This is a genomic window from Leptothoe sp. LEGE 181152 (genome assembly GCF_032906605.1).
GTDB classification, from domain to species: Bacteria; Cyanobacteriota; Cyanobacteriia; order Phormidesmidales; family Phormidesmidaceae; genus Leptothoe; species Leptothoe turfae.
Genome location: NZ_JASATU010000047.1, coordinates 269,899 through 294,857, shown reverse-complemented (window position 1 = coordinate 294,857; position 24,959 = coordinate 269,899). Strand labels below are relative to the sequence as shown.

Sequence of the window (24,959 nt, the reverse complement as noted above, 5' to 3'; positions counted from 1 at the left end):
CCAACTGGTTTACAAGTAGACATGGCTTGTCTCACCCAGTCTTGAAGTAAGACTAAAAATACTTAAAATAACGTGTAAACAGCATCTTTTGAGTGTGACAGTTGCCCAAGAAGTAGCATCCTACGGACAGAATTGAAGGCTGTTCGCTGAAACCCCTGAAATCTCGTTAAACTTGCTTGGGTTAGTGTGCATTTTTCAATTATTTTATGCACACTAGAGATGTCGGCACAGTTTAAGGCAGTCTCACGCCATGAGAAAAGAGAACAGCTATTACCGCAGTCGAGAGTATTTAAAGTTGGATGAGGTGATTACCTTAGCCGAGATCGCTGAACACTGTTCTCGCGGTCAGAACAAAATTAGAAATAAGCTCGCTATTTTGATGACCTTTTATCATGGCTTGCGAGCCAATGAGCTGGTCAGTATGCGTTGGGATGACTTAGATCTGGTTCAGGGTTCTATTTATGTACGACGATCTAAAGGAAGCGTTAGCGCAACTCACATGTTGTACCAAGGTGAGCTAGAGCTATTGAACCTGATGCTACGGACCAATGTGTATGTGTTTGTTACTGAATCAGGAAAACGCATGACTCCGGTTACCTTTAGCAGGATGGTAGAGCGGCTGAGGGATGAAGCGTTCTCTCGTGGGTTACCAGGTGGCATCCATGCCCATATGTTGCGGCACAGCTGCGGGTTTTGGTTGGTGAATGAGGGGCATGATATCCGAGTGATTCAAGGATACCTGGGCCATAAGAATATTCAAAACACCGTTACATATACAGAGTTAGACGCAAATCGCTTTAGTGGCATTGAGGACCCGTTTAAGAAAGACGCTGCCTAATTTTTATCAATACATTTGTATCGGCTTCATAATGGGATAGGTCTTGTGTACTACCCCATGGATAAACGTAAAGTCGAATTAATTTTTGGTATCGATCTCGATTCCTATGATGCGGATCGCCAGGAATTAGAAAGACGGCATCAAGATACTCTGCAAAGAATGCAGGCTGGCATCGATGTCGGCACTAGCATGAGCGGTGTTTTTCCACCGATGCCATCACCATCAGCCAGTCATGATGCATTGCAGGGTGCTTTGGGGACTCCGGGTGACAATGTGCCGTGGCAAGAATTGATCACCGCAGTGAGATCGCTCACAGAGATTACCTCACAGAGTGCTGAAACCTCTCGCAAGGCAAATGAAACGGCTCAGCGTAATCTTGCCTGGCAACAAGCCAATGCACTACTAAATCTAGGCAATCAAACTGTCAATCAAGTTGCTCAGGGTAACTTTTTTGGGGCTGCCGGTGGTGCGATCGGTGGGGTACTCGGCTTGCCGTTTGGCCTTGGTGGGATGGCTGCCGGTGCCAGCATTGGCGGGATGGCTGGTAATTTCTTGCAGGGGTTATCGACTGGTGCCGGTGGTGCCCGTGCTTACACAGCCGATGCAACAGATCTGGCCAGGCGCTTTGGTGGGATAGACCAACTATCGCCACTATTAGACTATGGCCTAGGTACTGAGCAAGGATTTAAAGCAGAAGAAACCCTATCGCAGATGGGCCGATTACAGGCATCTCGCATTGCAGGGAGTGCAGGTGAAGCGGCTGAACTGGTCCCTTCGATCCAACAACTGACTCGGGCACTAGGTCTGAATGCTGAAGCGACCATCGACCTGTACCAGGGCTATGTCCAAACCGGTGGCGATCGCGGTGGCTCAGAATTCCGCGACTACATGGCGCAGGTGGTGGGCGGTGCTATCTCAGCTGGATTTGAGAGCAATATCCAGATGTATGGCGAGTTGATGAACTCGGCTCGTACACAGTCAGTGGCTCAGTCTGGCTCACTGATGAGCGATCGCGCCTTTGGTCAGCTCCAAGGCATTTTGGCGAATCTGACCGGAACCGATGCACGAGCATCCCGGTTTTTTAGAGAGAATCCCCAGTTTGCTCAGGCTGGGATGAATACGTATTTGTCGATGGGTGGGGCGGGTGATCCATACTCCACTCAAGCGGGATATTTACGGCTAGCTGGCGTAGCCGAACATCAAATTGACCGACGGTTTACTAACCAAGAAACCCAAATGGCAAACGCTGGTTTGGCCATGGATTTCTTGGGTGATCAGATGATGCAGTATTCCGGCATGAGTCGCGAGCAGTTTCAAGCGGCGGCAGCTGCCGATCCGAATTTTGTTCGCTCTCAGATGGCTGGCAATGTCAACCTTCAGCGGTTGATGGGTACCCAGCTCCTACCCGGTCTCATCGGTCGAGATGCCACTGCTCAGGATATGCGGGCATTCGAACAACTATCTAACCTTGAGATCGCAAACGGTGGGCAATTACCGACGGGAACAGCGGATGGCTCTGGGCGAGTTGCAGAGTTATTGGGGCAATTGAATATGTCGCCTGCGGACCAGGCGCGACAGGCTGAGGCAGACCGACACAATAAGCAAATGGAAGTCATGGCCAACTTCCAGAACTTAATGACCAAGACGGATGAATGGATGGCCGATATCTATGGATGGATATCTGAGAATTTAGACTTGGCGGCAATAGAAGAGACCATCCTGTCTGTGATGAACCGATTTGGCACGTTCATTAATGAAACAGCCATTCCATTCATCACGGATCAGGCGATTCCGTTTGTAGAACAAGGACTAGAAACGGCGAAGTCTCTCGCGCAATGGGCGAAGGACAACAACTTTGCTGAACGGCTTGGCGCAATTGGGGGTGCTGCCGGTGGCATGATTGACGGCATACGAAATAGTGCTGTTGGCCAAGTTCTTCAGGATGCTAATCTGGGTCCCCTCGATTTTATTGGTGGCCCAATCGGTGCTTTCAATGTCACTCGGAAATTAGGTAGGGCTATCCATGGTCGATTTAACGATACCCCTGGTGATGGGGTCACCGCCCAACCGGGATACAACACATTTCAGTTTGCCGAAGGTGATCAGGTCTTTGCTATCCAGGGAGGTGGCAACACTCTAGGCGATTTACTCCAAGCGTTAGAAAATCTCATCGGGTTTAGCGCCGAGTACACAGAACTCACCAAAGAACTTCACGAAGAAAAACAAACCCTGGCCACAGAACAGTTTGATGTACTCGCCCTATCGGCTGAATATCACGCTCAAATAACCGAATATCAAGCCGAACAAACTGAAAAGATATTTCCACTCATGGAAGCCCATCTCGGTGCGATCGCAGATGCAGCCAGTTTAATGCCAGCCGTTGATCAATCGCTTCGGGATTTGATCGGAGTAACGGTAGATATTGCCACGATGGTGAATACACTACAGAACTTGGGCGGTGGGACCATGGGGGGCAGTGCCATGGGCGGTGGATCAGGGGTGGCCCAGTTCCCGATTCGCGGTCTAACCCTGGACGATGCCAGCATCACATCCGGATTTGGGTGGCGCACTCTTCCCTGGGGACGTGACTTTCACGAGGGTATTGATATTGGAGTTCGCGGGGGAACTGACGTCCTTGCTGCCAGAAGTGGAACGGTATCTCAGATTAAGCCACTGGCGGATCAGTTACAGATTGCTATTCAGTCGGTTAATGAAAGAGGCCAACAGATTGAAGAATGGTACATCCACACGTCTGATGCGTTGGTCGAAGTAGGGGACCGGGTAACGGCAGGTCAGAAGATTGCTGAGGTTGCCCATACTAGCGCCAGGGCCAAAGCTGCTGAGATATCCACTGGAGACCACTTAGACTATCGAGTGCGGGTGGATGGTGAATGGGTGAATCCCACAACCATGCTGAGCGGTTTACCGGCTGGTGGCACTGCACCAAGACCCATGCCAAATGGTGTAATGCCAGAGGGCTTAACGGTTAAAGGGCAGGCCATCACCCCAGAGCAATTCGCGATCGCTCAACGTATCTATCAGCGTGGCAATGAATTTGGAGCCACCGACGATGAGATTCAGGCTGCGATCGCTACCGCTATTCAGGAAAGTGTTTTAACTAACCTGAGTGGTGGAGATCGAGATAGTTTAGGGATTTTCCAGCAACGGCCATCGATGGAATGGGGCTCAAGAGGGCAGATCCAGGATTTAGACTTTGCGATCGAATCGTTCTTCCATGGACGTGGCTCAAACCCTGGCATGCTGGACAATCGATCACGGGCTGCGGGCGATGTCTATATTCAGTCCCATCTCACCCAACGCAGCGCTCATCCTGATGCCCCAAGAAGATGGGTCCAAGAAGCGCAAAACTTGATGCAGGCGTTTTCTGGGATCAACACCGGATATCTTGGAACACCTTACGCCACTAGCAGTGCAGCTCGTAACAACGTAACCCCCTATGTTCCACCCTGGGAAAGAAGCGACGGTGCTAGCTCTGGCAGAAGGGGCTCATCTGCCACTGGTGGTCCCTTGACTCTCAATATCACGGTTAATGTGAATGGGGCTAGCGGAAATGCGCGACAAGAGGCGTATGAAGGAACCGTAGCAGCTGTTGATGAGTTTGAACGGCAATGGCGTTTTGGCACCGATCGCAGTCAGCCAGATTCGTCTGATGACTATAGTTACAGCTGATGATCGTGTACAAGTCGGAAAGGTACACGATCACGCTGTTTCCATGACTTCGCACACGGGTCTGAGCGGTCCTACCAAAGCTTGCCAGTCTTCAATTTTCACAATATTGCTGCCACCCTGGGCATTGACATCAAACCACCAGTACTCATCTGATTCTGTTGGTAATTCCAATCCATCTGCCGCAGTCCCCATCTCATCTGGCTCGACTGGCTTTAGGCCAATTCCTAAATATCGAGTCCTGCGATCTCGTAAGCATTCCAACTGGGTGGTCCACTGACCGGATTTCAGGTTGATGTTGTGAGCACGAGAAATGATGTAATACTCGCCAGGGCGGGCATCACGACTGGCCCAATCTTCTTTTAGTGAGATTTTTGTATTAATCCGCCAGACCGCATCTCCTCTCAATCCCAGGATGCACCGTTGAACGGGCCGGTCATACCATCGAACAACCTCTAGGGCGCAGCGGTCCATAAATGACCGCATGCGAACATCTCTATCAGTTAGACCGGTGACTTGTTCCAGGGGGATAGTGCCTCGACTGGCAGGATAGAGAATCTCCATTTTGCGAGGGCCGCCATACTGCCGAATAGAGCCCATGTTATGAACCTGGCCAGCGTGCAAGGTAGACCCACCGACCGCTGCACCGCCATACTCATTTAGTTTGACGCGAATGTAATTAGCTAATCTATCTGCGCTAATGCGATCAGCCCAGGTCGTAATCATCCAGCTGGGCACTTCGATCAGAGGTAAATCTTCCCAGTTACGCAATTCACCGGAACCCAAAGCTTTTAGCGGTTCATCAATCAGCGCATCACATTTAGCCGAATACGGTAGCTTTTCCCAACAGATTGCACCAGTGTGATCCACAAACATATGGAACAAACCCTGGACACTGAGATATTTCAGTGCAGACCAGGCAGACCCTTCCGAAATTCTTGCCATGATGTCTGGTGGAACTGGGATAGGTCTGGTGCGTGCTTCCCATCCGGTTGGTTCTTCCCAAAAGTCTTCTATCCAATGGCGCAAAATCCCGTAATAAAGGGGTACTACAGTCCAGGGTGCTTGAGTGCTGTTGCGCACCTCCAGAGCTTTGCCCAATGCCGTTGGTGCTTTCTCATCCACCAAGATTTGGGCATCTCTATATACCTTGCCATAGCTCTCGCCGGACAACGTAAGCAGTGTTTCTGCACCCGATCCAGATGCCACGGTCGTAGATCGGCCATAGGCTGTAGTCACCCCACGCATCAGCAGGTATGGTGCATTGTCGAGATAATCAGCTTCCTCTGGTTCTGGTGGAGGTTGCACTGCGCCTTCTACCGGCTTAAATTCATCAGCCAGCCCTGAACCATCCTCTTGTATCTGAAATACACGCGGTGTTCCAAGAGATGGCACAAACGCTTCTACATTGGTTAGTGGGTCTGCGTTACGGGCGCAGTAAACCTCAATCAACATTCCAGGATGAAGTTTTTTCAACAACGCCTCATTAGCCAGCGTTGCCCGCATCTTAAGGTTGAAAGAACCTGCAGGCGATTCCACGCTAAGAGCATCGTTGTAGGAGATAAGATCCCCGAATTCACCAAAATCGATTAGCACCTCACCAGTCCGAGTCATGACCCGGATGTCAAATCGGATCGAGGCTGAGCGCTGTTCACGGTTAAGTTCAGTCGGTGGATTGTAGCGAGGGACTGTTTTGACCATTGGTTCCAAGGCAGTGAAAAAAGCAATAAACAATCTTAATGCACGATCTGTTGAAAGCTAAGTCTCTTAATTTCGATAAGAAGCTTACGAAGAAGTCGCTACAGCGGTTGATAAGTTTGAATAAAAATGGAGTCTGGCTCTAACTGAAATCAGTTGAAACCTCCTGGTGAGTAGAGTTGCAGCTGATGATCGTGTACAAATCAGAAATGTACACGATCCAAACGATCGCAGGCTTTTGGCATATGTGAATAGTACGTATATATGTCGTGAGATATTTGGTATTACCTCACGACATTAGAGAGAATGGAGGTAAACCTGAAGACCTCACGCCACCATGAAATCTTTATACGCTGTGCTTTCCGAATTGAGCAATCTGGAACAAACGATCCGTGACGATGGCCCCGTGGCCCCAGCAAATTGTTGGATAGATACTTACAGTCCCAATAGTAGAGCTACTGTCTATGCCCGGTTACGTTGCGATCGGGTCCTAGCCAATGGGAAAAGAACCATGAGTCTGGGAAGAACCGGCAGCCACAACCATAGGGATTGGCAGAAACGTATTCAACGACGCAATGCTTTGCAAGAGTTAAGGCGACGGACCGCAGTAATGCAACAGCTGATAGATGCACCTCCAATCTGGCAGCTACAACCATGAGACCCTTAGGAAAGTCATTCCCCAGGTCCTCATGGTTAAAACGCAGGTATTGCAGCAAATTCTGGAATTGCTGGAACGGATGGAGCGACAGTTCATACGCATTGAACTCCAACAGCAACAAATCCTTTCTCAAAGACAGCCAGAATGCCCCATCCCTAGCCAATGGTTACGATCTAAAGATGCTGCCAAGCGGTGGAATGTAAGCACTAGCACTCTCAGGAAGTATCGAGTTAAGCGATGGGACGATGGATCATTTCAATGGATTGAAGGTGTTCATTGGAAAAAACGTAGCGGTTACAATCTTGCGATTATTGACCACTGGTTTACCTATCGATACGATCACCAAACGCATCAGGACTACATTCACCAGTGGCTCAAAGCTAGTAATGAGCTACCAGCACACCTGCAAAAGCGGAATAAAGGTCGGAGGAGATAGCTTTTAATGCTCTTCATTGACATCTTTGGTAGTCAATCGTGAAATACAGTTTTCATCGATATGCAAACTTTTGTCCAATGATGCAAAAAGAAGAGTTTGCCTCATTGGTAACAGACATTTCAGAACATGGATTACGAGACAAGATCTGGCTTTATGAGGAACAGATCCTTGATGGCCGCAATCGCTATCTAGCCTGTCAAGAGGCGGATGTTATGCCTCAGTTTCGTGAGTTCAGGGGCACTCCTGAGCAAGCGTTGCAGGCAGTCATGTCTTGGAACCTGGAGCGACGTCATCTAACAACGAGTCAGCGGGCGGTGCTGGCCTTGGAGGTCATGCCAGAGTTTGAAAAGCTGGCGAAGGAGCGGCAGTTAAGAACAGCGGAAAACAGGGCTAAGGCTAAAAGCCTTGTTGTGACGAATTCGTCACAACAAGAAGAAACGGATTACGCCCGACATAATCTAGCCACGCAGCGCCCAGAGACTTCGCCAGCTATACAGGTTACGCCCGACACAAACGATCGCGAAAATGTGTCAGAAAAGCCAATTGCAGTAGCAACCAAACCACGCACTAGCAAGGCTGCTATAGGTCAGAAAACGCCCGCGATTTCGCGAAAGCAAGCTGCATCCGTTGTCGGTGTTGGTCAAGAAATAGTGCAAAAGGTAAAAAAGGTTCAGCAAGAAAAGCCTGAGCTAATTGACGCGATTCGCGATGGCAAGATGACCGTCAATAAAGCTGTCAAACAGATTAAGCAAGAACAGCGTGAGCATGCGATCTCAGCCCAGGTAACGACAGCTGAGACACGACCAGTTGTGGAATGCTGTGATGCGATCGCATGGCTTAAGGAACAGAAACCGTATGATTTACTGCTGACTGACCCACCACAAAGGTGAGTGGTAATGCTTTGGTGGATAGTCATAAGGATGAAGCAGATTGTGCGGCATCTGTCGTTTCTAGGCTGGTGCGTAAGGACTTCTACACTACAGTTGAGTTAATTGTCGTGTGTACGTCCAGCTTGCATGTGACTAAACAGCATTATCTTCAAATACTGGAAACTAATGTCATGAGAGTCTGAGAAGAGATGGTCTTTCTCAAATTCCCATGATTGACAAACACTTACTGCAGCACATTTTGCAGGTGCAGCAGCGAATGGAGAAAAAATTAGATGCAATACATCAGCTACAGACACAGCTCTTAGCCGGACATCAATCAGACGGTCCAATGCTTATACAGTGGCTGAAGCCCAAGGATGCTGCAATCGAGTGGAATCTTAGTGAGAGCACTTTAAGAAAGTATAGATATAAGGAATGGACGGATGGCTCATATTGCTGGCTTAAAGGCGTCCATTGGAAATCCAGAGTTGGCTATAACCATGCCATTGTGGATCATTGGTTTACTTATCGTCATGATCATAAAACCCATCAGGACTACATTCACCGATGGTTGAAAGCAACAAACCAGCTACCTAATAGTTAGTTGTCGCGGGCAAACGCAACTTGCCCGCGACAACGAGTGCTGTGATATAGCACTCTGTCTTTTTAACTAGCTCCTCTGTTCGTTTATCCTCTCCATCAGGCTATACAGAGCTTCTGGATCATCCAGAAATGATGTTTCACCAATAGTTGCATAAGCTGCGCGTTCTAGGTGGCCAGTCGCTTTCTTAAAATCTTTATCGTCACTGGCAAACGTAAGTGAAGCGAATCCTTGAATCAAGTCATAGTTGCTTATCCCTTGCTGCCTTGCGATCGAGACAGCACTAGAGAGAATTAACATTGCCTGATGCTGATGTTGGGCTAGTCGATAGGCGTCTAGTCCATCTATCATGGCTTCGCTGCTAGATGGAAAATAGTCCATTGATTTTGCCGGGCCATCTGGAGTCTGAACTTCCCATGTCCAGCCAGGCACATTAGGGTGATACTCGATAACGACAGGTGGTTTAGCTTCGTCTGGTGATGTATTCATTGTTATAGTTGGTTATTCCTTTTTGGATAGAGGCCTCAGGGGTGAGTTCGACGGCAACCCTGAGGCTTTGCTGTTCCTGAGTGATGCACCGGGCAGTATTGGAAGCGTGCCCAGAGCCACGAAAGGTTAGGTACTAGCGGCTAGATCGATCTCATCTTAATTGGTGAGTATTTTTGGCAGATTTTGAACTTTTAATTGTCCAGATTTTTCCAGTATTCCCTATTAAGAATCAAACGGTTTTATAGCATTTTATTTTGCTGGGTCAACGCTGGGTCGATCGCTGGGTTGGGTCGCTGGGTTTCTGGGTTGGGTCACTGGGTCGCTTGACCCAGCGTTGACCCAGGCAACTATTTTTGACCCAACCCAGACCCAACCCACTGACCCAAGACATCCTTAAATCTGTTTATAGCGGCTATCAGAATAGATAAGTAGCTCACGTTTAAGCAGCACTTGAATTGCCCATTCAATCTTTGCCCTAGGACTATCTCCATCAAGTCCAATTACGCCATCAACAGCCGCTCTTAACTGTTTATTTTCCTTGGCTAATGTAAGGGTGAATTCCTTACCCTCACGGTTTTCAATCCACTCAATTACTGGCAGTAATGGACTGTTTACTTTAACCATTTGAGCCTTAGCAGCGTCCCAAACTGAGGGCTCATTCGGATGCTGAACCGTCTGCTCGAGCAGTGCATTTAAGCTGTCAGGTTCAGCCCGAATAGCACCCATATCGACGATAGGCGGTTCATCATCAGCCGCCTGGGTGTAGGGCTCTAGATTGGGATAGCGCAGAATGAACGGCGCTTCATCTGGGAACGTGATCCGCGCGTTGCCCTTGGCCATTAACTTGATGTGCACTTCCCCTTCATCGCGCATCTTGCGAGTACCGGATGCACCCCCACGGGCGGTATTCGTTTCACCATGGGAAACACTGATGGACTGATACCCAGCTTTTCTAAAGTCGCTTAGGGATGCCTTAGTGAACTTTTTGCCTTTACTGATGTGTTCATCCCAGTTAGTCAGCTCTTCACAAACGATGGTGACGATATCAGGCTGATAGTGGGGCACCGTGGCATACATCTGATAACGGCTTTGGATATCGTCCAAGCATTCCGTGATGTACTCGTCTATTTCGACATAGTTCATGCCCTTACCCTTTACCTCGCAACCTTTCCAAGCGCCATAACGGTAATGCGGGTCCAAGACGACCTTGCGGTTCGTGATCAGGCTTAGCAGGTAATTAACCATCGTCGTTTTGCCATTGCCCTGTCTGCCATAGATAAACACGCTGGGAAATTCAGCCTGATTGACGACACGAGAGAATACTGCTTGCCAATCATCACGAATTGGTAAGCCGCCTGGCGCTGGGTGACTGGGTTGGGTCTCTGGGTCACTTTGACCCATGCGGGTTTCAGCGGATTGACCCAGCGTTTCATGGCTCACCGGTAGCGCTTGAACATCCATAGCCGCTAGCTGAGTTTTAGCCCCAACGACCTGGGCTGCAGCCTTGGGTAGATTTGAGATCGCACTGTCAAAGAAATCCGTTTTTAGAGCCTGTCCCAGCAATTCAGGATGGTTCAATGCTGGCTCATGGGCTGTGACCAGGTGATCCACCAGATTCGTCAGAATGTGGTGGATCACCTGGTCAGGCTCCATCTGGTCTGCCAGCTGGGTCAGCCTGTGTCCCTGAAAGTTGGTGAGGTAGAAGAGCGCTTTATCCTCAGGGTCTAGATAGTGATGAGCCTGGGTACCCAGTGTGGATTGGGTTTCCTGATGGAGTGCTCCCGATGCGATCGCAGTTAGATCACTTGATACCCAGGGCAACGGCTTCAGCTTTTTAGTCCGCTGATTTTCAGAAAGCACCGAGCCCCCATAGGTGACCAAACCCATGATGAGAGGTAGTAAGGCACCGCCAGAGGTAACGAGCGCTAAACTACTTACTCCAGTGGTGACCAGGCCTAAGGTTTTATATATCTGGTGCAGCTGGCTGAGTTGCTGGCCTTTATTTCTGAGCTGCCGTGATTCTGATACAAACCCGTTTTGGTATTGCATTATTGGTCATCCCCCATCCGATCAAACAGCTCAAAGCCGCAGATATTCAGGAATCCATAAATGGTGTTGACCACCCAGCTACCCGCACCGGCAAAGCTTCCCACAAAGGCCGCAATTTCTAGGCCATACAGCAGCACCACAGCAATAAAGGTACCGACGATACCGCCTATACCCTGAGCGTTGTGTTGAGCAGCTTTGTACTGGGCCAATGCGATCGCCTTGGGGTCAGCTTCAACCTCTTTCTGAGCATTGGCCTGGATAAATTCCTTATAGGTCTCCATCGTGCTCTTCTTGCGCCAAATCATCCCTTCAAACCGTTGGATTGTGATGGCAAAAACAGCCGCTAAGGCAAGAATGGCGGGTTGATTCCAGACGGTCCAATAGTCAGACGCAACTTGCCCCTTAATCCACATCGGTAACCACTGAAAATAGTTCTGTAGGATGCTGCGTTGGAGATTGGGCCAGGGGTTCAGTCGGCCTAACTCTGCCCCATCATCCACGTAGGGCTTAGGAATAAAGCGGCGTTGGCGCTTAATAGCCTCTAGCTGAGTTCTGGACCCCCTCCCCCGAGCGATACCGGCATAGTCTCCCATCCGCATCGTTGCGGGCATGGAGACCATGATCGACTCAATCGACAGGCCCGCGCAGTAAAGCGTCATCAGACTAGCAATAATGCCAAACCCTTTCACACTGGATAGATGCCGATAGGAGCGCTGGCCCCAGCGCGGAAGGCTCATCACCATGGAAACAATGACATGTTCGTCTCGGATGGTGGGTTGAGGCGTGGGTTGAGGGTCGGTTTTAGGAGGGCTTGAATTCTTTTTGCTATTGGGTGTTGCAACCATTGTTAGAGCTCCTACGCGCAGTTCTTGGGCTGAAAGGTAAAGGTGCCGTATTCGAGATAGCCAATGATCCGGTCGTTGGCGTCCGAGACTTCTAAATACTCGTCATCAACAAAAGCAGTCGTAACGAAAATGGGCTCATCAGTTGGATCGCAGGTGTACCAACCCAGATTGACAGAGTCGTACTGGTCCACCTTGTTGTCGATTGCAGCCTGGGCGATATCAGCCCTATTTTCGATAGCTTTGATTTGCGCTTGATGCGCTGCGCTAGCGTCACGCTGGTCATTCCAAGCTGAGATCGTGTTGTTCAACTTCACTGTGCTAAACAGGCTGGCAACGCTGATACAGCCCAACAACGCCATATGAACCCGATATTCCAGGGGTTTGATGTGCATAATGTTTAAATCCTGTTTCTCAATGGGATAGAGGGGATAGGGCTTTCTCAGGGCTTCCTATCCCTTTGTTGTATTAGTCAAGTACCCGTGTGATTTGAGTTTCAAAAATGATCTCAACATTCTCATAGTCGAACCCATCAAAGAAATCATTAATTTCAGATGGCTCACTATCGGTAACCTGTACGCTATATCCGACATAAGGGATGTTGCCCTCAGAATCATTGAAGGCATGTACAGCCAGGACTAGGGCCAAGGTGTCATTGCCGAACGTGTCGAATTCAACCGGTGTGATTTCAACAATCTGGCCAAGCTTGTATTGAGCCTGGGGGATGCCTTGACTGAGTTGTCGGAGTCGTTGTAGTTCCATAGTTTTGTCGTTGGTGTTGGGTTGGTGTCTAAAGATTTGAGTAAGTTAAACCTCTCCCCAGTCACTACCAGCAGTGGCTGTGATTACGGGGGCTTGTTGTTGTGCCGGTGGGGGTGGGCTTACCTGTGCGAGTTGGCGGGTGATTAGTGGCGACGTGTCCACCACCACCAGCTCCACGAGATAATCCAGCACCGTGCCATAGCCCAGTTCATCAGCTCTTTGCTGGGCACGATTACGAACGTGTAGGGGTAATGTGATCCGATTTTCTTGTTTTGCCATGGGTCGCGCCTCCCTAATGAGCTAACAGCCATAGGCCATGAACTTCTTTCCCCTGTGGGTCACTGGCGATGCCATAACCACGAGCTCTGGCCAAATCGTTGACCCCTGGCAGCTGACCACCACCACCAGCAACAAACTTGTGTTGAGCTTTGTCCAGGATCGACTGAGCTCCCGTCTGGATAGCTGATAGCCGCGCATCAAACCAGCGCTCTAACTCTTCGTAGTAGATAGCCTGAAAGTCAGTTTTGCCATGCCCTTTAAGTCGAAATGTTGGGCCCCCAGGTGTCTCCACACCAAGCCGCACTTCTTCGACAGTTGCCGCGTGACCATTAGTATTTAGTCGCTGGGCGATCGTCTCGTAGAGCTTAGCAACGCCTGGTGTCGTGCTATGAAAGCCAAGCAGCGTACTTTCAGCATCCAGACCGCAGATGGTCGTATTCGCGAAGCCAATATCTAGCACCGCAAACGAGGCCGCCTCAACACCCCGTGCCCTCTGCGTTGTCGCAATTGCAACACAGGTACCGAATCCTTCCGGCTGGGCCACCACGCGAGTCACATTGATTTGTACATTGCGACCGTTCACATTCACCAGATGGTGACCTTTCAGGTTGGTTAGCTGGCCCTTCATTGCCTGAGTGGGGATGCTACAGGCAATCTCTACGGTATGAACGTGATAGGGCGGCTGCTCTGGCAACAACTGCGAGATCGCAGCTAACGCCAGCACTGGGTAAAAATTACCTTTCTCACCATTGGCCAGTGATTTAACCCCCGTGGTGTCATCCAACTTGTCACCAATGTAAAAAACACCTTGGCCGACAGGAGAATTGAGAAGTTCACAGCGCCAGTTTTGAGAGTTGACACCAAAAAAATCAGTGGGCTCAGCCTCTAAAACTAGGGACCGAGCCTTAACACGTTGGACACCATCTGTAGCCTTTACCCAGCCAGCACCGACTGCAATACCCATAGGGATAGTCTCGGGCTGTTGCGGTCCTGAGAGGTTGAGTAAACCGACTGATTGGGAAGTGATTTGTTGGGTAGATTCTGTTGTAAGCATTACTGTGCCTGGGGTTGATTGCATTCTTACGGACGATGAGAGAAAAACGACAGCGACGGTAATCAGCGGTTTAAATCTGCGGCGACTGGTTTGACTAACCGTTTTTTGCCTTACGTCTGCTAAGGTAGCATTAAAGTACATGTACTGTGCAAGTACTTTTAGCAAAAGAATGTGTACCAAAGTAGACTTATGACTGTCCAAAACGATGAATGTCTTGTGCCGTCAGACAAGCCCAGAGTCACGCTGTATATCGATAGCGATCTCAAGCAAGCCCTTGAGATATTGGCTGAACGTGCTGATCGGTCAGTGAGCAATTACGTTATTCAATTGATCCGGCAAGATGTTGCAAGGGCAAAGCACTCAGGTGAACTGCCTCAGTCAAGCGAAGGGAAAGAAAACTGAGGGTTGAGATCGCTACATCTGTATCGACTTCTGAGCATTGTTGTTCACATATGACCCACATATTGATTTGCCGGTCATATATCGCAAAATATGAGCCACAAAGTCCATGAGTGAATCATCAGCAAAAGCTACCCGAGCCGCTATCCAAATCGGGGAACTAATTTTAGATGGGTTTATGTTACCCGATGGGGCCTATCGCATGAGCCAAACCCAAGCAGCTGACATCATCGGAAAACCTGAAATTAACGCCCGACGCTTTTTAGGGTCAAAGGGGTCTAAAGCCTTGCTGGGTGAGTATTATACGCCCGACAGTATTGAAGCTGAAGGTGCTCAAGGACGAAGAGGAAGCACCCGATTCAATGCATTAACTCTGGAGGTAGTAACCGCCTATTGGGTGTACGAGTGCAGCAAGGGCAATAAACAGGCATTGACACTAGTCATTGCACTGACTACGGAGTCACTAGCTCGACGCTTTGATACCGCATTCGGCGTACAACGTTCTGAGGATGAATACAATCAGGCGCTCACCCAGAGAATTGAACAACTAGAATCTAGCCTCGAAGCCTTGGGTGGTGCTTACGCAGAGCCCGATCTACTGCGTGAGGAAAACGAAAGATTACGACAGCAGTTACGGGACGTTGGTATTGAACCTTGGCAGCTGCCAGATAGTGATGAGTAGAGGGTGCGATATCACCTCTTAATATCTTGAAATGATTAGAAGTACAAATGAATTAGCCGTAAGAATAGCTTGATCTTATAGATGGGGATTCAAAATCTGTTGCCTGTAGTTGTTGCTTGTAGTTGTGAAAACCCTTGTCGCAGTTCTGGTTTGAACATTCAGTGAAACAGGAAAATATAAAGTGTCGCGTACAAGTCGAAAAAGTACACGATCACTGATAGGTAGGCGTTTTGATGGATTAGGTATACCCATGGCTTTGAAAAATGTTATATGCTTGATTGAATTGAGGAGAGTTTTGAAATGAGCAAGAAACGTGAGCGACGCGACAACGTTTTTGTTGTTTCAGCGCGATTGAAGCCCGATCTTCACCGGGCCTTGCTAGGCGTACCTGGTGCAACAAAAAGCGCTAAGTTAACCCATCTCATTCTTCTAGGTCTAGAAGCTGAGCGACAGTCCCAGCAAAAAGCCGCCTAGAGATAATCCACTAAGCGGCCTCGAATCAAAAAATAAGCGACACGTTGATAGTTGCCAAACCGAGCAACGTATTCGCTATGAGTCAACCACAGTTGTCAACTCAATAAAATGATAGAGCAAAAAAAAACAAATGTACACCCATTATATATGGGTCGCAAAATTCCGTATCGCTCAGTCAATAATGATCACCTGAGCGATGCTGAGAAATTAAATCAATGGCGATCGCATACTTGCTCATCCCTGCAATACCAAGAGACCGAGGGACGGTTAATTGAGTCATGGGGGGCGAAGAATGCTAGAAATTAGGACAAAGCTAGCCAAGCGTGGCTGGATTGATCAAGAAATCGATCTGGCAACAAAAAACTATGGTGTTCGTTCGGTCACCGAAGGAGAGGCGACTCAGCTGTTAGGCTTCAAAGCCTTGGACTTTGGTATCTGGTTTCCTTTTGGTGGTGGTTATGGCCAACTAAGGTACAACACAGCCAAGCCCAAATACCACAATCCTAAAAAAGAGAAATGTACTCCAACTGCATGGAGTCCTACTGGCAACATAAAAGACTGTGAAGCCATTACCGAAGGTTGGTGCGATGCCTTTATAGGCACTCAGAGAGGGAAGGTAAATGTTGCAGCAACGGCAGGTGTTTCTCACGTCCCCAGCACCTTGCCAGCGAGCACAGGTCAAACTGTTCTGTTTGATGCAGACGGCATGACCAATGGGGGGGTAATGCAAGCTCTGATTAAGGCAGGTCTGCATCTGAGGGGAAAGATTCAGTTAATCCCATTGGAGTGTGGTCCGAAAGCTGGTTGTGAGGAATTCTTCAAGGTTGGTAAAACCGCTGATGACTTCCAGGACCTGTTAAAAGCAGCGGTATCTCCCAGGGTTTTTCTAGAACGTTGGTTAACGTTCCTGCTGGCCTGGGAACAGGAGCTACCTAAACAAATTGAGTCCCTGGATAAGCTGTACCGAAAAGTTTTTGAGCTGGCATATCTGTGCGATCGCAACGGAGAAACTCTAGCCCTTAAGGTTGAGCAATTTGTCAAAGCTCACAGTAAGAAATGGATCGGCAAAAGTTTATCTTTGCCAGCAATCCGAAAGTTTAAAGCTGACGCAGAAAGGCCCTATCGAGAGGATGAGGCCAAAGCCCAGATAGAGAAACGTAAGGAAGCTGCAAAGGATAGCGTATCTCGTGGTTCTTGGCCTGTTAAACACTGCCTAAATGATGCCGTAACCATTTCACCCACAGGACAGACAACCATGGCTCCATCTGGAGCGATCGCTGGCCTAATGGAAGTGAGTTGGGGTGATGAGCTGAAATATCGCCTAGATTTCAGTAGTTTCTATGCCTATGGGAGAAGTACCCCCGGCAAATGGGAGCGAGTATCGGATAGAGAGGTAAAGGAACTGATCCAACGGGAGCTGGATGCTACTGGAGCTGAGGGATTTTATGGGCTTACTTCTGTAGAGTCTTCTGCAACATTACTTGCTCAACGAGTGTCGGTGCGGAAATGGCCCGTGGAACGTGATCTGGTTCCCTTCAAAAATGGAGTCTTGCGCCTTTCAGACAATACTCTTCTGCCCCATAGCCCCAAGTATGGCTTTACTTGGCAACTGCCTTACGAATATCTACCAAGTGCGACGGGTGACCCGATCATTGAGTGGATGCGCTGGGCAGTAAATGAAGATGAAACGGTTGTTCAGCTCATTCGAGCTTGCCTAAAAGCAATAGTAATGGGCAGGACAGACTTCCAAAAGTATCTGGAGATTATTGGCCCTGGCGGTACTGGCAAAGGGACACTCATTCGATTAATTCAGGCCCTCCTAGGACGCTCAAATACTGTCAGTACAAGCCTTTCTAGAATAGCTAGCAGTCGCTTTGAAACCTCCCGTTTTATGGGTAAGCGCTTGGTTTTTATTCCCGATGCTGATTACAACCCTACTGCTGTTGATGTGCTTAAGCAGCTCACAGGTGAGGACTATATTCCATGGGAGCGAAAAGGAGAGAATCCAGACTATACCAATGGTTTCACTTTGGAAGGCTGGGTCATGGTAGCCACCAACAAAGAAGTAATTGCCTCCGATCACACTAATGCTTTGTTCAGGCGACGAATACCAATTTACTTTAATCGCATCGTTCCCAATGGCCAACGACGATCATTGATGGAATTTGCGCCCGATGGCTCACTAAGAGGTGATTTTGCAGATCATCTACCAGGTCTTTTTAACTGGGTGCTGGCTATGCCTGACGAACTCATGGAAGCCTATATCCGCAACCCACGGCAGTATGTAGGTTCAATGGCAGACTTCCAAGCAACAACCCTACTAAATACTAATAGCCTAGCTCAGTGGGTAAATGATCGAGTTGATGTAGAAGCCGAATGCTGGACAAAAACGGGTAATAAATCAAACGACAAAGTCAGTTGTCTCTATCCCAACTATGTTGACTATTGTGAGTCTGCCAACGTCAAACCTATTTCTCTCAATAACTTCTCAAAAGATTTGGAGAACTTATTGCAAAGTCAACTTGGCATAGATGCGGAACGCAAACAAGATCGACATAGAGGAGCAGGCTTCATAGGGATTCGATTAGTGGGTACTGATTCTATTGGCCAGCCTGACAGCTTTGTTTTGCCAGAAACTGTTTCCAAAGCCTTGAACGGTACTCATAGCCAGGGTGAAGAAGGACCACTATCTGACAGAGCTATTCAACGGCTCAGCAACCTACTCAAAATGGATAGCCCCACCTTTGACAGAGAATTTGAACGCTTAAGCGAACCTCAGATGGAGTTTTTCTGTCAACAGGTCGCAGTCAAAAGGAGGCATCCAGTAAATGCAAGTTAGTCTTCTAACTACGGAGGAAGCCTGTGAATTGTTGCGATGTAAGTCTGATTCGTTAAAAGGACTACGAGACAGTTGGATACAAGGGGTTCACTATGTTCGGCGTGGCAAAGGTCCCACAGCTCCTATCCTTTATATCAAAGAAATGATCCTTGATTGGTTAGTCAATCAGGATGCACCTGAAACTCACCAAACAGCTATAGAGAACTTTAGGCGTTCTCTTCCCAGCGGTGCGAAACGTAGGTGCTAAAACAGGTCTGGTGTAGTGGGATGAGACTTAATCAGCCCTGCATAGTCCTCATAGAGTGTCCGCACATCATGGCCGGTAATTTTGGCTACTTCCATCGGACTCATCCCAGCTTCCAGGGCATGACTAATAAAGGTGTGACGGGTATTGTAAGGTTTCCGATAGTCAATCCCTGCATCTCCTAGAACAGTTTTCCAAGCGCGTTTGGCAAAGTTGCCTTCATGGATAGGCCCACCCTTTGGAGCTGGGAAAACCAAATCATCAGGATCAGGGCTAATTTCTGTTAGTTGCGATCGCAACATTTCTGAGAGTGATACCGATAGCTTTACCTCACGAGCTTTACCTGTCTTGGTGTCCTTGAATTCGCCATGGGTATGACTTTCACCAATCCAAACCACTGAACAATCGGAGTTGAAATGCCGCCAGCGTAGGCCGTTAATCTCTCCACTACGAAACCCAGTGCTAAAACGAAATCTCACATAGTCGGTGTAATAACTGTAATAGCGACTATTTTCGAAGCCTTCCAAAATGCGTTTAATCTCCTCCTTGGTGAATGGCCTGGTAGGTTGTTTTGGTGGTTTGCGTATCTGTAAATCAGACCAAGGATTATTACTGACCAGCTTCTTTTCAAGTCCCCATTTCCAACCGGCTCGCAATAAGACCAGGCGTTCTCTAACGGTGATAGGCTCCATGTTTTCCTGCAGCCAGCCAAGAAACTCTGTTGCACTATCTTCATCGACTGAGCGATTACCAAAGAATTCTCTAAGCCAGGTAACCAAGCCTCGGTACTTGTCTAGTGTTCGTGGCTGTACCCGTTGGACTTTCCACTCAATGAATTTCTCAAACAGCTCTACAGCGCCTAACCCTTTAGACGGTGGGCGATCACTGCGATAGCGATCCAAGGACTTATCGAAATGACCCGACAGCATATCGAGCTTGATTTGTGACGCCCGTCTTTTTGCAACCTCAATATTGATGGAGTCATACCGTAACCCAGGACTGAAGTAGTAGCGTTTGCCCTGGTATCTCCAGTAAAGCTGTATCATCCCATCCTTATCCAGGATACTAACTTCACCTTTGGACGTTCTTGGCATAGGCTGAAACCCTTACGGTGAAAGGGTGTGTAGGACTGTGTAGGGCGCTATGTAGGACTTAAAATGAAGTCCTACACTCTGAAACCCTTGTAGTGAAAGAGCTGTGTAGGGCGTGTAGGACTGTGTAGGACCTTCCTATACTCCTAGGTATACAGTAAAAAATAAAAAATTGAACTGACCTATTTTTGTACTATTCAGGCCATGCTCGCAACCAATCCGCAACCAATAGAAAGCTAAAAACCCTATTTTTTCGTGTCATATCGGGTAGTACATACTCAAAATGAAGTGTTAAGCCACTGACCCTAGATACGACAAAACCCCCCATACATGGGAGGTTTCAATCAATCGGAGCGGCGGGATTTGAACCCACGACCCCTACTACCCCAAAATTACTCGATATTGCATGAAACGTATGTATGTCATGTGATTGAGCAAAATAACGTACAAGCGTGGTCCAGTTATCGACTATTTACTTAGTCTTTTTCAGCAGTAAAGTTTTTGTTCGCTTTCGGGGTAATGGAATTGGCAACCTCTGAATTAATCCCCTAACAAATTGAACAGGACCGGTTTCTGTCCCTTTGTATGTTCAAAGGGGTAATGGAATCTGAACTCGGTGGGCGGAGAGGTTTTACAGCAATTAATCAATGTTTCCGTCCCCTTTCGGGGTAATGGAATCTGAACCCGCATGTGGTGGTGGGGCTTCGACTGATACTTTTAAGGTTTCCGTCCCCTTTCGGGGTAATGGAATCTGAACCAAAATGGTTGGAGAAAAAGAACTCTGCTTCAACCGGTTTCCGTCCTCTTTCGGGGTAATGGAATCTGAACTGTGCGACCAACCCACATTAACGCCGATGATCTGTAGTTTCCGTCCCCTTTCGGGGTAATGGAATCTGAACTCTGGATCTGGATACCAGGTCTTGACCACACTGTAGTTTCCGTCCCCTTTCGGGGTAATGGAATCTGAACCAGCAGCTTCCCGCTTGGATGACGCCGAAGGTGAACGTTTCCGTCCCCTTTCGGGGTAATGGAATCTGAACGGTTGCCCGTGCGAACGAGGTTGAGCGCCAATATTGGTTTCCGTCCCCTTTCGGGGTAATGGAATCTGAACCAGTGGAACGTGCTCCCGGGTTTCGGGGTCATGTCTCATGTTTCCGTCCCCTTTCGGGGTAATGGAATCTGAACATTTTGAATCAGTCAGGGTTTGAATTGCCAACCAATGGTTTCCGTCCCCTTTCGGGGTAATGGAATCTGAACCCTATTGATGCCCCGCAAGTAACAGAAGCCGTAACCGTTTCCGTCCCCTTTCGGGGTAATGGAATCTGAACAGTATGCAATGTCTATTGAGGAAGCAGAAGCCTGCAATGGTTTCCGTCCCCTTTCGGGGTAATGGAATCTGAACCCCTACCTTTTGAAACTACTGTGGTTAGGGCTTTCCAGACACCTAAATCTGAGGGGGGCAAAACTGACCCCACACAATCGAAAATGACTCCCAATAAGACCCTGTGAAAAACGCTTGAATGTCCCTCACAGTAATCAATCTGAGGGGGTCAACGGAAGAATTAGGTTTTCAAGGTTCGTCTAACCCCCTCAGATTAGCATCAGGATATTTAAATCCTAACCCCTCTGATGAATTTTAATATTTTGAGTGCCATCTCTAAGAGCCTTGTGGATCGTCTATCTGGGCTTCTTTGGTCTGTCATCGACCACCTCCAGTCGGATTAACTCTGGGATGTTTTTTCATGATTGAACCCTGCGATCGCGCTGACAATGCCGATCACGGACAGCACGGTTTTGCAAATCAGCTCCAGCGTATCGGAATCGCCAAACAGCAATAGCGATGTAGCGCCCAACACCACGATAGCCAGGCCTAATAACCATCGGTTCTGCTGCTTCAACCGTGAGTCCTGACGCAGATTTTTGGCTTTCACAGTTCTGAGTTCAGTTTTGATCGTAATGACCTCTTTCTGTAGCGAGAGCGCTGTATCACGGGTGGCTCCCTGTTGAATCGTCAGCTGGTCAACTTGCGTCGTCAGGGTCGCTATTTGCTCGTCAGAGTCCTTCAACTCCGCTTTCAAACTATCCACATCTTCAAGTCCCAGGGTGGGATAGTCAGTGCTCGGTTCAGTGACAGGCCACTTCAGGAGTAGGCCATAGTCCCCTGTCCTGGGCACGAGCGCATATTCACAGCCTTCATAGATCCGCACGGGGCGATTCAATTGCACCCCATTGCGCCAGAGGCCGTTGCGACTCGGTTGGTCGCCCCCATCTTTGAGCATGATTTGGTCCCCCTCGCGGTACACCGTGGCATGGATACGAGAAATCGAGCGCACAAATACGAGGCGTGGATCCATGCCAACAGCCACTGGGTAGGTCGCCTGGTCCCATCGCCCAATGGTGGCCGGTAGTCGGGCCAAATTGATCGTGTGTCTAATGGGCTGATCGCGCCCTGGCCTGTACTCAAGGATTTGTAGCATTGCCATGTGCCACTTGAGCTTAATCGTCTGGCTGTAAACAGGAGCCAGCATAAAAAACCGTGTGGTCAGTGAGGTTTTTTATTTCCAGAGATCCATCCTGGATAGAAATCTCAACCGCCTGATTGTTAAGGCTAATCAGGAGCGTTTGCAGCTGCTTGACAGGCAAGGTTGCCGTCCCCATCGGAGCAATCTGCCCAGGGGGAATAGAGCCCATCAGCGTTTCTGTATGTGACACCAGCATTCCCACCAACTCAGCCGTTTATCCTCAGTCGAGTCCGCGTACTCAACTCCGACGCTAATGGTGATCGGTGACGTCACAAAAAAGACAGCCCTGCCTATGGCTTCCCGGATTTTGCCGGGTTCTCTGCCCGGTTCAGCTACGGCCACCGAGCTTTTGTTCAGTGGCTCTAACGTATCGGAATCCAAGATGGCCACCACGGCATAGCCTTCCATGGTGGAAAAATGGATGCGATACCAAATATCGAAGGTGCCAATCGGTAGCGTGATGTCTTTGCCATCTGGCGATAACGTGATGTCGTCACCAATTCGATAGCAAACATCATCAGAGGCCCTCGGGGACGCTGTCCACGGTATTTTTCGATTGGTCTCTTTCGTCGAAATAAATAAATCGCTTGCCTGCTCAGGGACCGTTAAATAGACCTCCTGATCGGGGCTAGTGCCGGGGGCTGTCGCCGTTTCACCCACTTCATCGGCATAGCCCAGGATAGTGATGTCGTCGGTAGTCGCCCGGCGTTCGGGGGTAACCAGGGTGGCTCCTAGGATGGCATTGGGGGAGACACTTAGCGGTTCCCCGCCGCCCAGCAATTCCAATAGATCAACGCGCTTGACGCTGGGCTTTAGCCTCAGGTTTTGAACCAAGGTGAAGCGTTCCCCGTCTGAGTCTTCAATCCAGATGTTAATGTCCTGTACCGTTTTGAGGCCGGTAAAAATCGCCAGTTCCACGATCTTGCCGTTATAGACCGTGTTAAACCTCAAACTGGAGCTTTCCAGCGTGCCAGGTTGGTAGAACCGTAGCTCAGCAATCGGTACGCCTGGTCGAAAGGCTTTGATGATTTGGACAGACCGGGTAAATGTCATAGCAAGTCAATCTTGGCCTCTATGGTCACAAGTTGCGCTCTGGCGGCGTCGATTTTCTCCTCAATGCTGTTTGTGGCCTGGCCCCGAAAGGCATAGATGCCAAAGCTGAACTCAGGTATCCACGGCAGGGGAGAGAAACTAATGCGTAAGTCGGATGAGACTGGGGGGAAGACAAACAGCTCTAAGGATTGGTTGAGCCGGAGTCGCTGACGGCCCACCACAATCGCTTCAGTGCCGGTACTACTTTCCCAGATGTCTGGATCATCAATGGTGGCCCCTATGGCCACCTGGATGATATCCGCGCAGTTGTACCAAGTCGCTGGAGCTTGGGCATAACTAGCGGCAACTGCCAGGATGTGCGTATCAAAGACTAGCGGGATGTCGAACGTGTCTATCAGTCGGCGGTGGTTCTTACGAAACCTTAGCCGCTCTGGTTCTGCGACAACCGTATCGAGATAGGCTAACTCCCATTTTCCAGTTCCCGTAACGTCAAGTTTAAGCGTCATAGGTAGGTGATGCCGTTGACCCAATCGTCGTGGGCGTGGATGGCGTCTATGCCATGGTCATCCAACAGCATGAGATAGTCATCCCAGTTGAGCTGTCCTTGGATGAACTGCTGGAGTGCAAATGACCGTTGCACCATTTGGTCCGCCGCTATCATGACTTCCTCCGGTGTTTGGTGGTCGAAGATGATCATCGGCGTGGCCAAATGGTTAGCTAGGTCTTTCCTGTCTAGCGAGAGCGTTTGCATTAGTCGGTATCCAGGGTGTAGTCCTCACTTTCGGGCTCCATCCACATCCGACCGTTTTCTTTGATTTCCGTACGGATGTTGGCAAGAGAGGCAATTGCTTGAGCCGCAGTTCTGAGGTCAGCAGCCGTGAAATCCCCAGTCTTGACTGAGATGGGTGCCGTATAGCTGCTGCGAGCGCTGCCCTCACCGGACTTTGTGTACGAGAGGTACCGGGTACCCCAAGGTGTACGTTTAGCGGTGGGTGTGGTCGCCCCCAAGACCGCGTGTATTTTGGAAATCTCAAATTTAGTGACCTCGATATAGTCTGCTAAATCTGCGTATTCCAACCCTAATCGGGTGTTGGCAGCGGTCAGCTCGCCGGTATCGGCAACCCCTTCAAACCACTTGACAGCGGTTTCTGATGCACGCACAAGAAGGCTGGCATGGACTGGCGTTGCCCCAATTTTTTGATTCAGTGAACGATACCCAACCAGGATTCGGGGCAATGATTCTACGTTGGAATTAAACGTATCGTTACTATCGTTGCGCGTCGCGTAGTAGTTCTCTCGGGCTTCAGCTTGAGCAGCGCGACGGCGCAATACCCAGCTGGGTAATCGTCTGGCCATAGTGAATTATCTGAGGTGAATCACCCCCGTTATAGCT

At 49.0% G+C, this 24,959-nt stretch carries 26 protein-coding genes and 1 CRISPR repeat array; of the genes, 11 read left to right on the top strand and 15 right to left on the bottom strand.

What is annotated here, in order from left to right; genetic code table 11:
• Positions 1 to 250: 250 nt before the first annotated feature.
• Together QGP82_RS23905 and QGP82_RS23900 are read left to right on the top strand one after the other, a co-directional pair.
• Entirely contained in the window at positions 251 to 838 is a 588-nt protein-coding gene (locus QGP82_RS23905) for a tyrosine-type recombinase/integrase (RefSeq protein WP_499061257.1), read from the top strand.
• Positions 839 to 895: 57 nt separating this feature from the next.
• Positions 896 to 4,528 carry a M23 family metallopeptidase gene (locus tag QGP82_RS23900; RefSeq protein ID WP_499061256.1) on the top strand — a complete coding sequence of 1,211 codons (3,633 nt, stop codon included), beginning with the start codon at positions 896 to 898 and terminating at the stop codon, positions 4,526 to 4,528.
• A gap of 30 nt (positions 4,529 to 4,558) precedes the next feature.
• On the opposite strand, the gene QGP82_RS23895 is transcribed toward QGP82_RS23900, so the two are convergent.
• Complete coding sequence (locus QGP82_RS23895; protein ID WP_499061255.1) at positions 4,559 to 6,226, bottom strand: hypothetical protein; 1,668 nt, start codon at positions 6,224 to 6,226, stop codon at positions 4,559 to 4,561.
• Positions 6,227 to 6,560: 334 nt separating this feature from the next.
• Between QGP82_RS23895 and QGP82_RS23890 the strand changes: the two genes are divergently transcribed.
• The 4 genes from QGP82_RS23890 (at position 6,561) to QGP82_RS23875 (ending at position 8,790) form a co-directional block, all read left to right on the top strand.
• The gene (locus tag QGP82_RS23890; RefSeq protein ID WP_499061254.1) at positions 6,561 to 6,881 is read left to right on the top strand and encodes a hypothetical protein; all 321 of its coding nucleotides are present in this window, start codon (positions 6,561 to 6,563) and stop codon (positions 6,879 to 6,881) included.
• The gene (locus QGP82_RS23885; protein ID WP_499061253.1) at positions 6,850 to 7,317 is read left to right on the top strand and encodes a hypothetical protein; all 468 of its coding nucleotides are present in this window, start codon (positions 6,850 to 6,852) and stop codon (positions 7,315 to 7,317) included. The genes QGP82_RS23890 and QGP82_RS23885 overlap by 32 nt, the downstream gene beginning before the upstream one ends.
• Positions 7,318 to 7,394: 77 nt before the next feature.
• Entirely contained in the window at positions 7,395 to 8,207 is an 813-nt protein-coding gene (locus tag QGP82_RS23880) for a ParB N-terminal domain-containing protein (protein WP_499061252.1), read from the top strand.
• Between the two features lie 208 nt (positions 8,208 to 8,415).
• Positions 8,416 to 8,790 (top strand): hypothetical protein, encoded by a 375-nt coding sequence (locus QGP82_RS23875; RefSeq protein WP_499061251.1) that lies wholly within the window; start codon positions 8,416 to 8,418, stop codon positions 8,788 to 8,790.
• Positions 8,791 to 8,856: 66 nt separating this feature from the next.
• On the opposite strand, the gene QGP82_RS23870 is transcribed toward QGP82_RS23875, so the two are convergent.
• The 7 genes from QGP82_RS23870 to QGP82_RS23840 all read right to left on the bottom strand — a co-directional run bounded on the left by QGP82_RS23870 (position 8,857) and on the right by QGP82_RS23840 (position 14,262).
• Positions 8,857 to 9,276 (bottom strand): hypothetical protein, encoded by a 420-nt coding sequence (locus QGP82_RS23870; protein ID WP_499061250.1) that lies wholly within the window; start codon positions 9,274 to 9,276, stop codon positions 8,857 to 8,859.
• 393 nt (positions 9,277 to 9,669) lie between these two features.
• Positions 9,670 to 11,325 (bottom strand): hypothetical protein, encoded by a 1,656-nt coding sequence (locus QGP82_RS23865; RefSeq protein WP_499061248.1) that lies wholly within the window; start codon positions 11,323 to 11,325, stop codon positions 9,670 to 9,672.
• Positions 11,325 to 12,170, bottom strand: a complete 846-nt coding sequence (locus QGP82_RS23860) for a hypothetical protein (RefSeq protein WP_499061247.1) — start codon at positions 12,168 to 12,170, stop codon at positions 11,325 to 11,327. The genes QGP82_RS23865 and QGP82_RS23860 overlap by 1 nt, the downstream gene beginning before the upstream one ends.
• 11 nt (positions 12,171 to 12,181) lie before the next feature.
• Positions 12,182 to 12,562: a hypothetical protein gene (locus QGP82_RS23855; protein ID WP_490795169.1), complete on the bottom strand. Its 381-nt coding sequence runs from the start codon at positions 12,560 to 12,562 to the stop codon at positions 12,182 to 12,184.
• A gap of 73 nt (positions 12,563 to 12,635) precedes the next feature.
• On the bottom strand, positions 12,636 to 12,929 hold the full coding sequence (locus QGP82_RS23850) for a hypothetical protein (protein ID WP_490795170.1): 294 nt from the start codon (positions 12,927 to 12,929) through the stop codon (positions 12,636 to 12,638).
• A gap of 45 nt (positions 12,930 to 12,974) precedes the next feature.
• Positions 12,975 to 13,208 (bottom strand): hypothetical protein, encoded by a 234-nt coding sequence (locus QGP82_RS23845; RefSeq protein ID WP_499061246.1) that lies wholly within the window; start codon positions 13,206 to 13,208, stop codon positions 12,975 to 12,977.
• A gap of 13 nt (positions 13,209 to 13,221) precedes the next feature.
• Positions 13,222 to 14,262 (bottom strand): ParM/StbA family protein, encoded by a 1,041-nt coding sequence (locus QGP82_RS23840; protein ID WP_499061245.1) that lies wholly within the window; start codon positions 14,260 to 14,262, stop codon positions 13,222 to 13,224.
• Between the two features lie 189 nt (positions 14,263 to 14,451).
• Between QGP82_RS23840 and QGP82_RS23835 the strand changes: the two genes are divergently transcribed.
• From QGP82_RS23835 to QGP82_RS23815, 5 genes are all read left to right on the top strand, one after another.
• Positions 14,452 to 14,664: a hypothetical protein gene (locus QGP82_RS23835; protein ID WP_499061244.1), complete on the top strand. Its 213-nt coding sequence runs from the start codon at positions 14,452 to 14,454 to the stop codon at positions 14,662 to 14,664.
• Positions 14,665 to 14,770: 106 nt separating this feature from the next.
• Positions 14,771 to 15,343 (top strand): hypothetical protein, encoded by a 573-nt coding sequence (locus QGP82_RS23830; RefSeq protein ID WP_499061243.1) that lies wholly within the window; start codon positions 14,771 to 14,773, stop codon positions 15,341 to 15,343.
• A gap of 300 nt (positions 15,344 to 15,643) precedes the next feature.
• The gene (locus QGP82_RS23825; RefSeq protein ID WP_499061242.1) at positions 15,644 to 15,817 is read left to right on the top strand and encodes a hypothetical protein; all 174 of its coding nucleotides are present in this window, start codon (positions 15,644 to 15,646) and stop codon (positions 15,815 to 15,817) included.
• Between the two features lie 292 nt (positions 15,818 to 16,109).
• Positions 16,110 to 18,656 (top strand): DNA primase family protein, encoded by a 2,547-nt coding sequence (locus QGP82_RS23820; protein ID WP_499061241.1) that lies wholly within the window; start codon positions 16,110 to 16,112, stop codon positions 18,654 to 18,656.
• On the top strand, positions 18,646 to 18,903 hold the full coding sequence (locus QGP82_RS23815) for a hypothetical protein (RefSeq protein ID WP_499061240.1): 258 nt from the start codon (positions 18,646 to 18,648) through the stop codon (positions 18,901 to 18,903). Before QGP82_RS23820 ends, QGP82_RS23815 begins: the two co-directional genes overlap by 11 nt.
• Here the strand turns inward: QGP82_RS23815 and QGP82_RS23810 are convergent.
• The 7 genes from QGP82_RS23810 to QGP82_RS23780 form a co-directional block, all read right to left on the bottom strand.
• Positions 18,900 to 19,994 (bottom strand): tyrosine-type recombinase/integrase, encoded by a 1,095-nt coding sequence (locus QGP82_RS23810; protein ID WP_499061239.1) that lies wholly within the window; start codon positions 19,992 to 19,994, stop codon positions 18,900 to 18,902. The two genes, QGP82_RS23815 and QGP82_RS23810, sit on opposite strands and share 4 nt — an antisense overlap.
• Before the next feature lie 646 nt (positions 19,995 to 20,640).
• A CRISPR array of direct repeats spans positions 20,641 to 21,393; the repeat unit is 35 nt; unit sequence GTTTCCGTCCCCTTTCGGGGTAATGGAATCTGAAC.
• 319 nt (positions 21,394 to 21,712) lie between these two features.
• Positions 21,713 to 22,519 (bottom strand): FHA domain-containing protein, encoded by an 807-nt coding sequence (locus tag QGP82_RS23805; RefSeq protein WP_499061238.1) that lies wholly within the window; start codon positions 22,517 to 22,519, stop codon positions 21,713 to 21,715.
• Positions 22,488 to 22,682, bottom strand: a complete 195-nt coding sequence (locus QGP82_RS23800) for a hypothetical protein (protein WP_499061237.1) — start codon at positions 22,680 to 22,682, stop codon at positions 22,488 to 22,490. The genes QGP82_RS23805 and QGP82_RS23800 overlap by 32 nt, the downstream gene beginning before the upstream one ends.
• Positions 22,682 to 23,566 (bottom strand): hypothetical protein, encoded by an 885-nt coding sequence (locus QGP82_RS23795; RefSeq protein WP_499061236.1) that lies wholly within the window; start codon positions 23,564 to 23,566, stop codon positions 22,682 to 22,684. The genes QGP82_RS23800 and QGP82_RS23795 overlap by 1 nt, the downstream gene beginning before the upstream one ends.
• Entirely contained in the window at positions 23,563 to 24,072 is a 510-nt protein-coding gene (locus tag QGP82_RS23790; protein ID WP_499061235.1) for a hypothetical protein, read from the bottom strand. Before QGP82_RS23790 ends, QGP82_RS23795 begins: the two co-directional genes overlap by 4 nt.
• Positions 24,069 to 24,317: a hypothetical protein gene (locus QGP82_RS23785; RefSeq protein ID WP_499061234.1), complete on the bottom strand. Its 249-nt coding sequence runs from the start codon at positions 24,315 to 24,317 to the stop codon at positions 24,069 to 24,071. The genes QGP82_RS23790 and QGP82_RS23785 overlap by 4 nt, the downstream gene beginning before the upstream one ends.
• Positions 24,317 to 24,922 carry a hypothetical protein gene (locus QGP82_RS23780; RefSeq protein ID WP_499061233.1) on the bottom strand — a complete coding sequence of 202 codons (606 nt, stop codon included), beginning with the start codon at positions 24,920 to 24,922 and terminating at the stop codon, positions 24,317 to 24,319. The genes QGP82_RS23785 and QGP82_RS23780 overlap by 1 nt, the downstream gene beginning before the upstream one ends.
• Positions 24,923 to 24,959 lie beyond the last annotated feature (37 nt).

What these genes read in the sequence shown, in the direction of transcription:
- QGP82_RS23905 (WP_499061257.1), top strand. Translation starts at nt 251, where the DNA reads ATGAGAAAAGAGAACAGCTATTACCGCAGTCGAGAGTATTTAAAGTTG.
- QGP82_RS23900 (WP_499061256.1), top strand. Translation starts at nt 896, where the DNA reads ATGGATAAACGTAAAGTCGAATTAATTTTTGGTATCGATCTCGATTCC.
- QGP82_RS23895 (WP_499061255.1), bottom strand. Translation starts at nt 6,226, where the DNA reads ATGGTCAAAACAGTCCCTCGCTACAATCCACCGACTGAACTTAACCGT.
- QGP82_RS23890 (WP_499061254.1), top strand. Translation starts at nt 6,561, where the DNA reads ATGAAATCTTTATACGCTGTGCTTTCCGAATTGAGCAATCTGGAACAA.
- QGP82_RS23885 (WP_499061253.1), top strand. Translation starts at nt 6,850, where the DNA reads ATGCACCTCCAATCTGGCAGCTACAACCATGAGACCCTTAGGAAAGTC.
- QGP82_RS23880 (WP_499061252.1), top strand. Translation starts at nt 7,395, where the DNA reads ATGATGCAAAAAGAAGAGTTTGCCTCATTGGTAACAGACATTTCAGAA.
- QGP82_RS23875 (WP_499061251.1), top strand. Translation starts at nt 8,416, where the DNA reads ATGATTGACAAACACTTACTGCAGCACATTTTGCAGGTGCAGCAGCGA.
- QGP82_RS23870 (WP_499061250.1), bottom strand. Translation starts at nt 9,276, where the DNA reads ATGAATACATCACCAGACGAAGCTAAACCACCTGTCGTTATCGAGTAT.
- QGP82_RS23865 (WP_499061248.1), bottom strand. Translation starts at nt 11,325, where the DNA reads ATGCAATACCAAAACGGGTTTGTATCAGAATCACGGCAGCTCAGAAAT.
- QGP82_RS23860 (WP_499061247.1), bottom strand. Translation starts at nt 12,170, where the DNA reads ATGGTTGCAACACCCAATAGCAAAAAGAATTCAAGCCCTCCTAAAACC.
- QGP82_RS23855 (WP_490795169.1), bottom strand. Translation starts at nt 12,562, where the DNA reads ATGCACATCAAACCCCTGGAATATCGGGTTCATATGGCGTTGTTGGGC.
- QGP82_RS23850 (WP_490795170.1), bottom strand. Translation starts at nt 12,929, where the DNA reads ATGGAACTACAACGACTCCGACAACTCAGTCAAGGCATCCCCCAGGCT.
- QGP82_RS23845 (WP_499061246.1), bottom strand. Translation starts at nt 13,208, where the DNA reads ATGGCAAAACAAGAAAATCGGATCACATTACCCCTACACGTTCGTAAT.
- QGP82_RS23840 (WP_499061245.1), bottom strand. Translation starts at nt 14,262, where the DNA reads ATGCTTACAACAGAATCTACCCAACAAATCACTTCCCAATCAGTCGGT.
- QGP82_RS23835 (WP_499061244.1), top strand. Translation starts at nt 14,452, where the DNA reads ATGACTGTCCAAAACGATGAATGTCTTGTGCCGTCAGACAAGCCCAGA.
- QGP82_RS23830 (WP_499061243.1), top strand. Translation starts at nt 14,771, where the DNA reads ATGAGTGAATCATCAGCAAAAGCTACCCGAGCCGCTATCCAAATCGGG.
- QGP82_RS23825 (WP_499061242.1), top strand. Translation starts at nt 15,644, where the DNA reads ATGAGCAAGAAACGTGAGCGACGCGACAACGTTTTTGTTGTTTCAGCG.
- QGP82_RS23820 (WP_499061241.1), top strand. Translation starts at nt 16,110, where the DNA reads ATGCTAGAAATTAGGACAAAGCTAGCCAAGCGTGGCTGGATTGATCAA.
- QGP82_RS23815 (WP_499061240.1), top strand. Translation starts at nt 18,646, where the DNA reads ATGCAAGTTAGTCTTCTAACTACGGAGGAAGCCTGTGAATTGTTGCGA.
- QGP82_RS23810 (WP_499061239.1), bottom strand. Translation starts at nt 19,994, where the DNA reads ATGCCAAGAACGTCCAAAGGTGAAGTTAGTATCCTGGATAAGGATGGG.
- QGP82_RS23805 (WP_499061238.1), bottom strand. Translation starts at nt 22,519, where the DNA reads ATGCTGGCTCCTGTTTACAGCCAGACGATTAAGCTCAAGTGGCACATG.
- QGP82_RS23800 (WP_499061237.1), bottom strand. Translation starts at nt 22,682, where the DNA reads ATGGGCTCTATTCCCCCTGGGCAGATTGCTCCGATGGGGACGGCAACC.
- QGP82_RS23795 (WP_499061236.1), bottom strand. Translation starts at nt 23,566, where the DNA reads ATGACATTTACCCGGTCTGTCCAAATCATCAAAGCCTTTCGACCAGGC.
- QGP82_RS23790 (WP_499061235.1), bottom strand. Translation starts at nt 24,072, where the DNA reads ATGACGCTTAAACTTGACGTTACGGGAACTGGAAAATGGGAGTTAGCC.
- QGP82_RS23785 (WP_499061234.1), bottom strand. Translation starts at nt 24,317, where the DNA reads ATGCAAACGCTCTCGCTAGACAGGAAAGACCTAGCTAACCATTTGGCC.
- QGP82_RS23780 (WP_499061233.1), bottom strand. Translation starts at nt 24,922, where the DNA reads ATGGCCAGACGATTACCCAGCTGGGTATTGCGCCGTCGCGCTGCTCAA.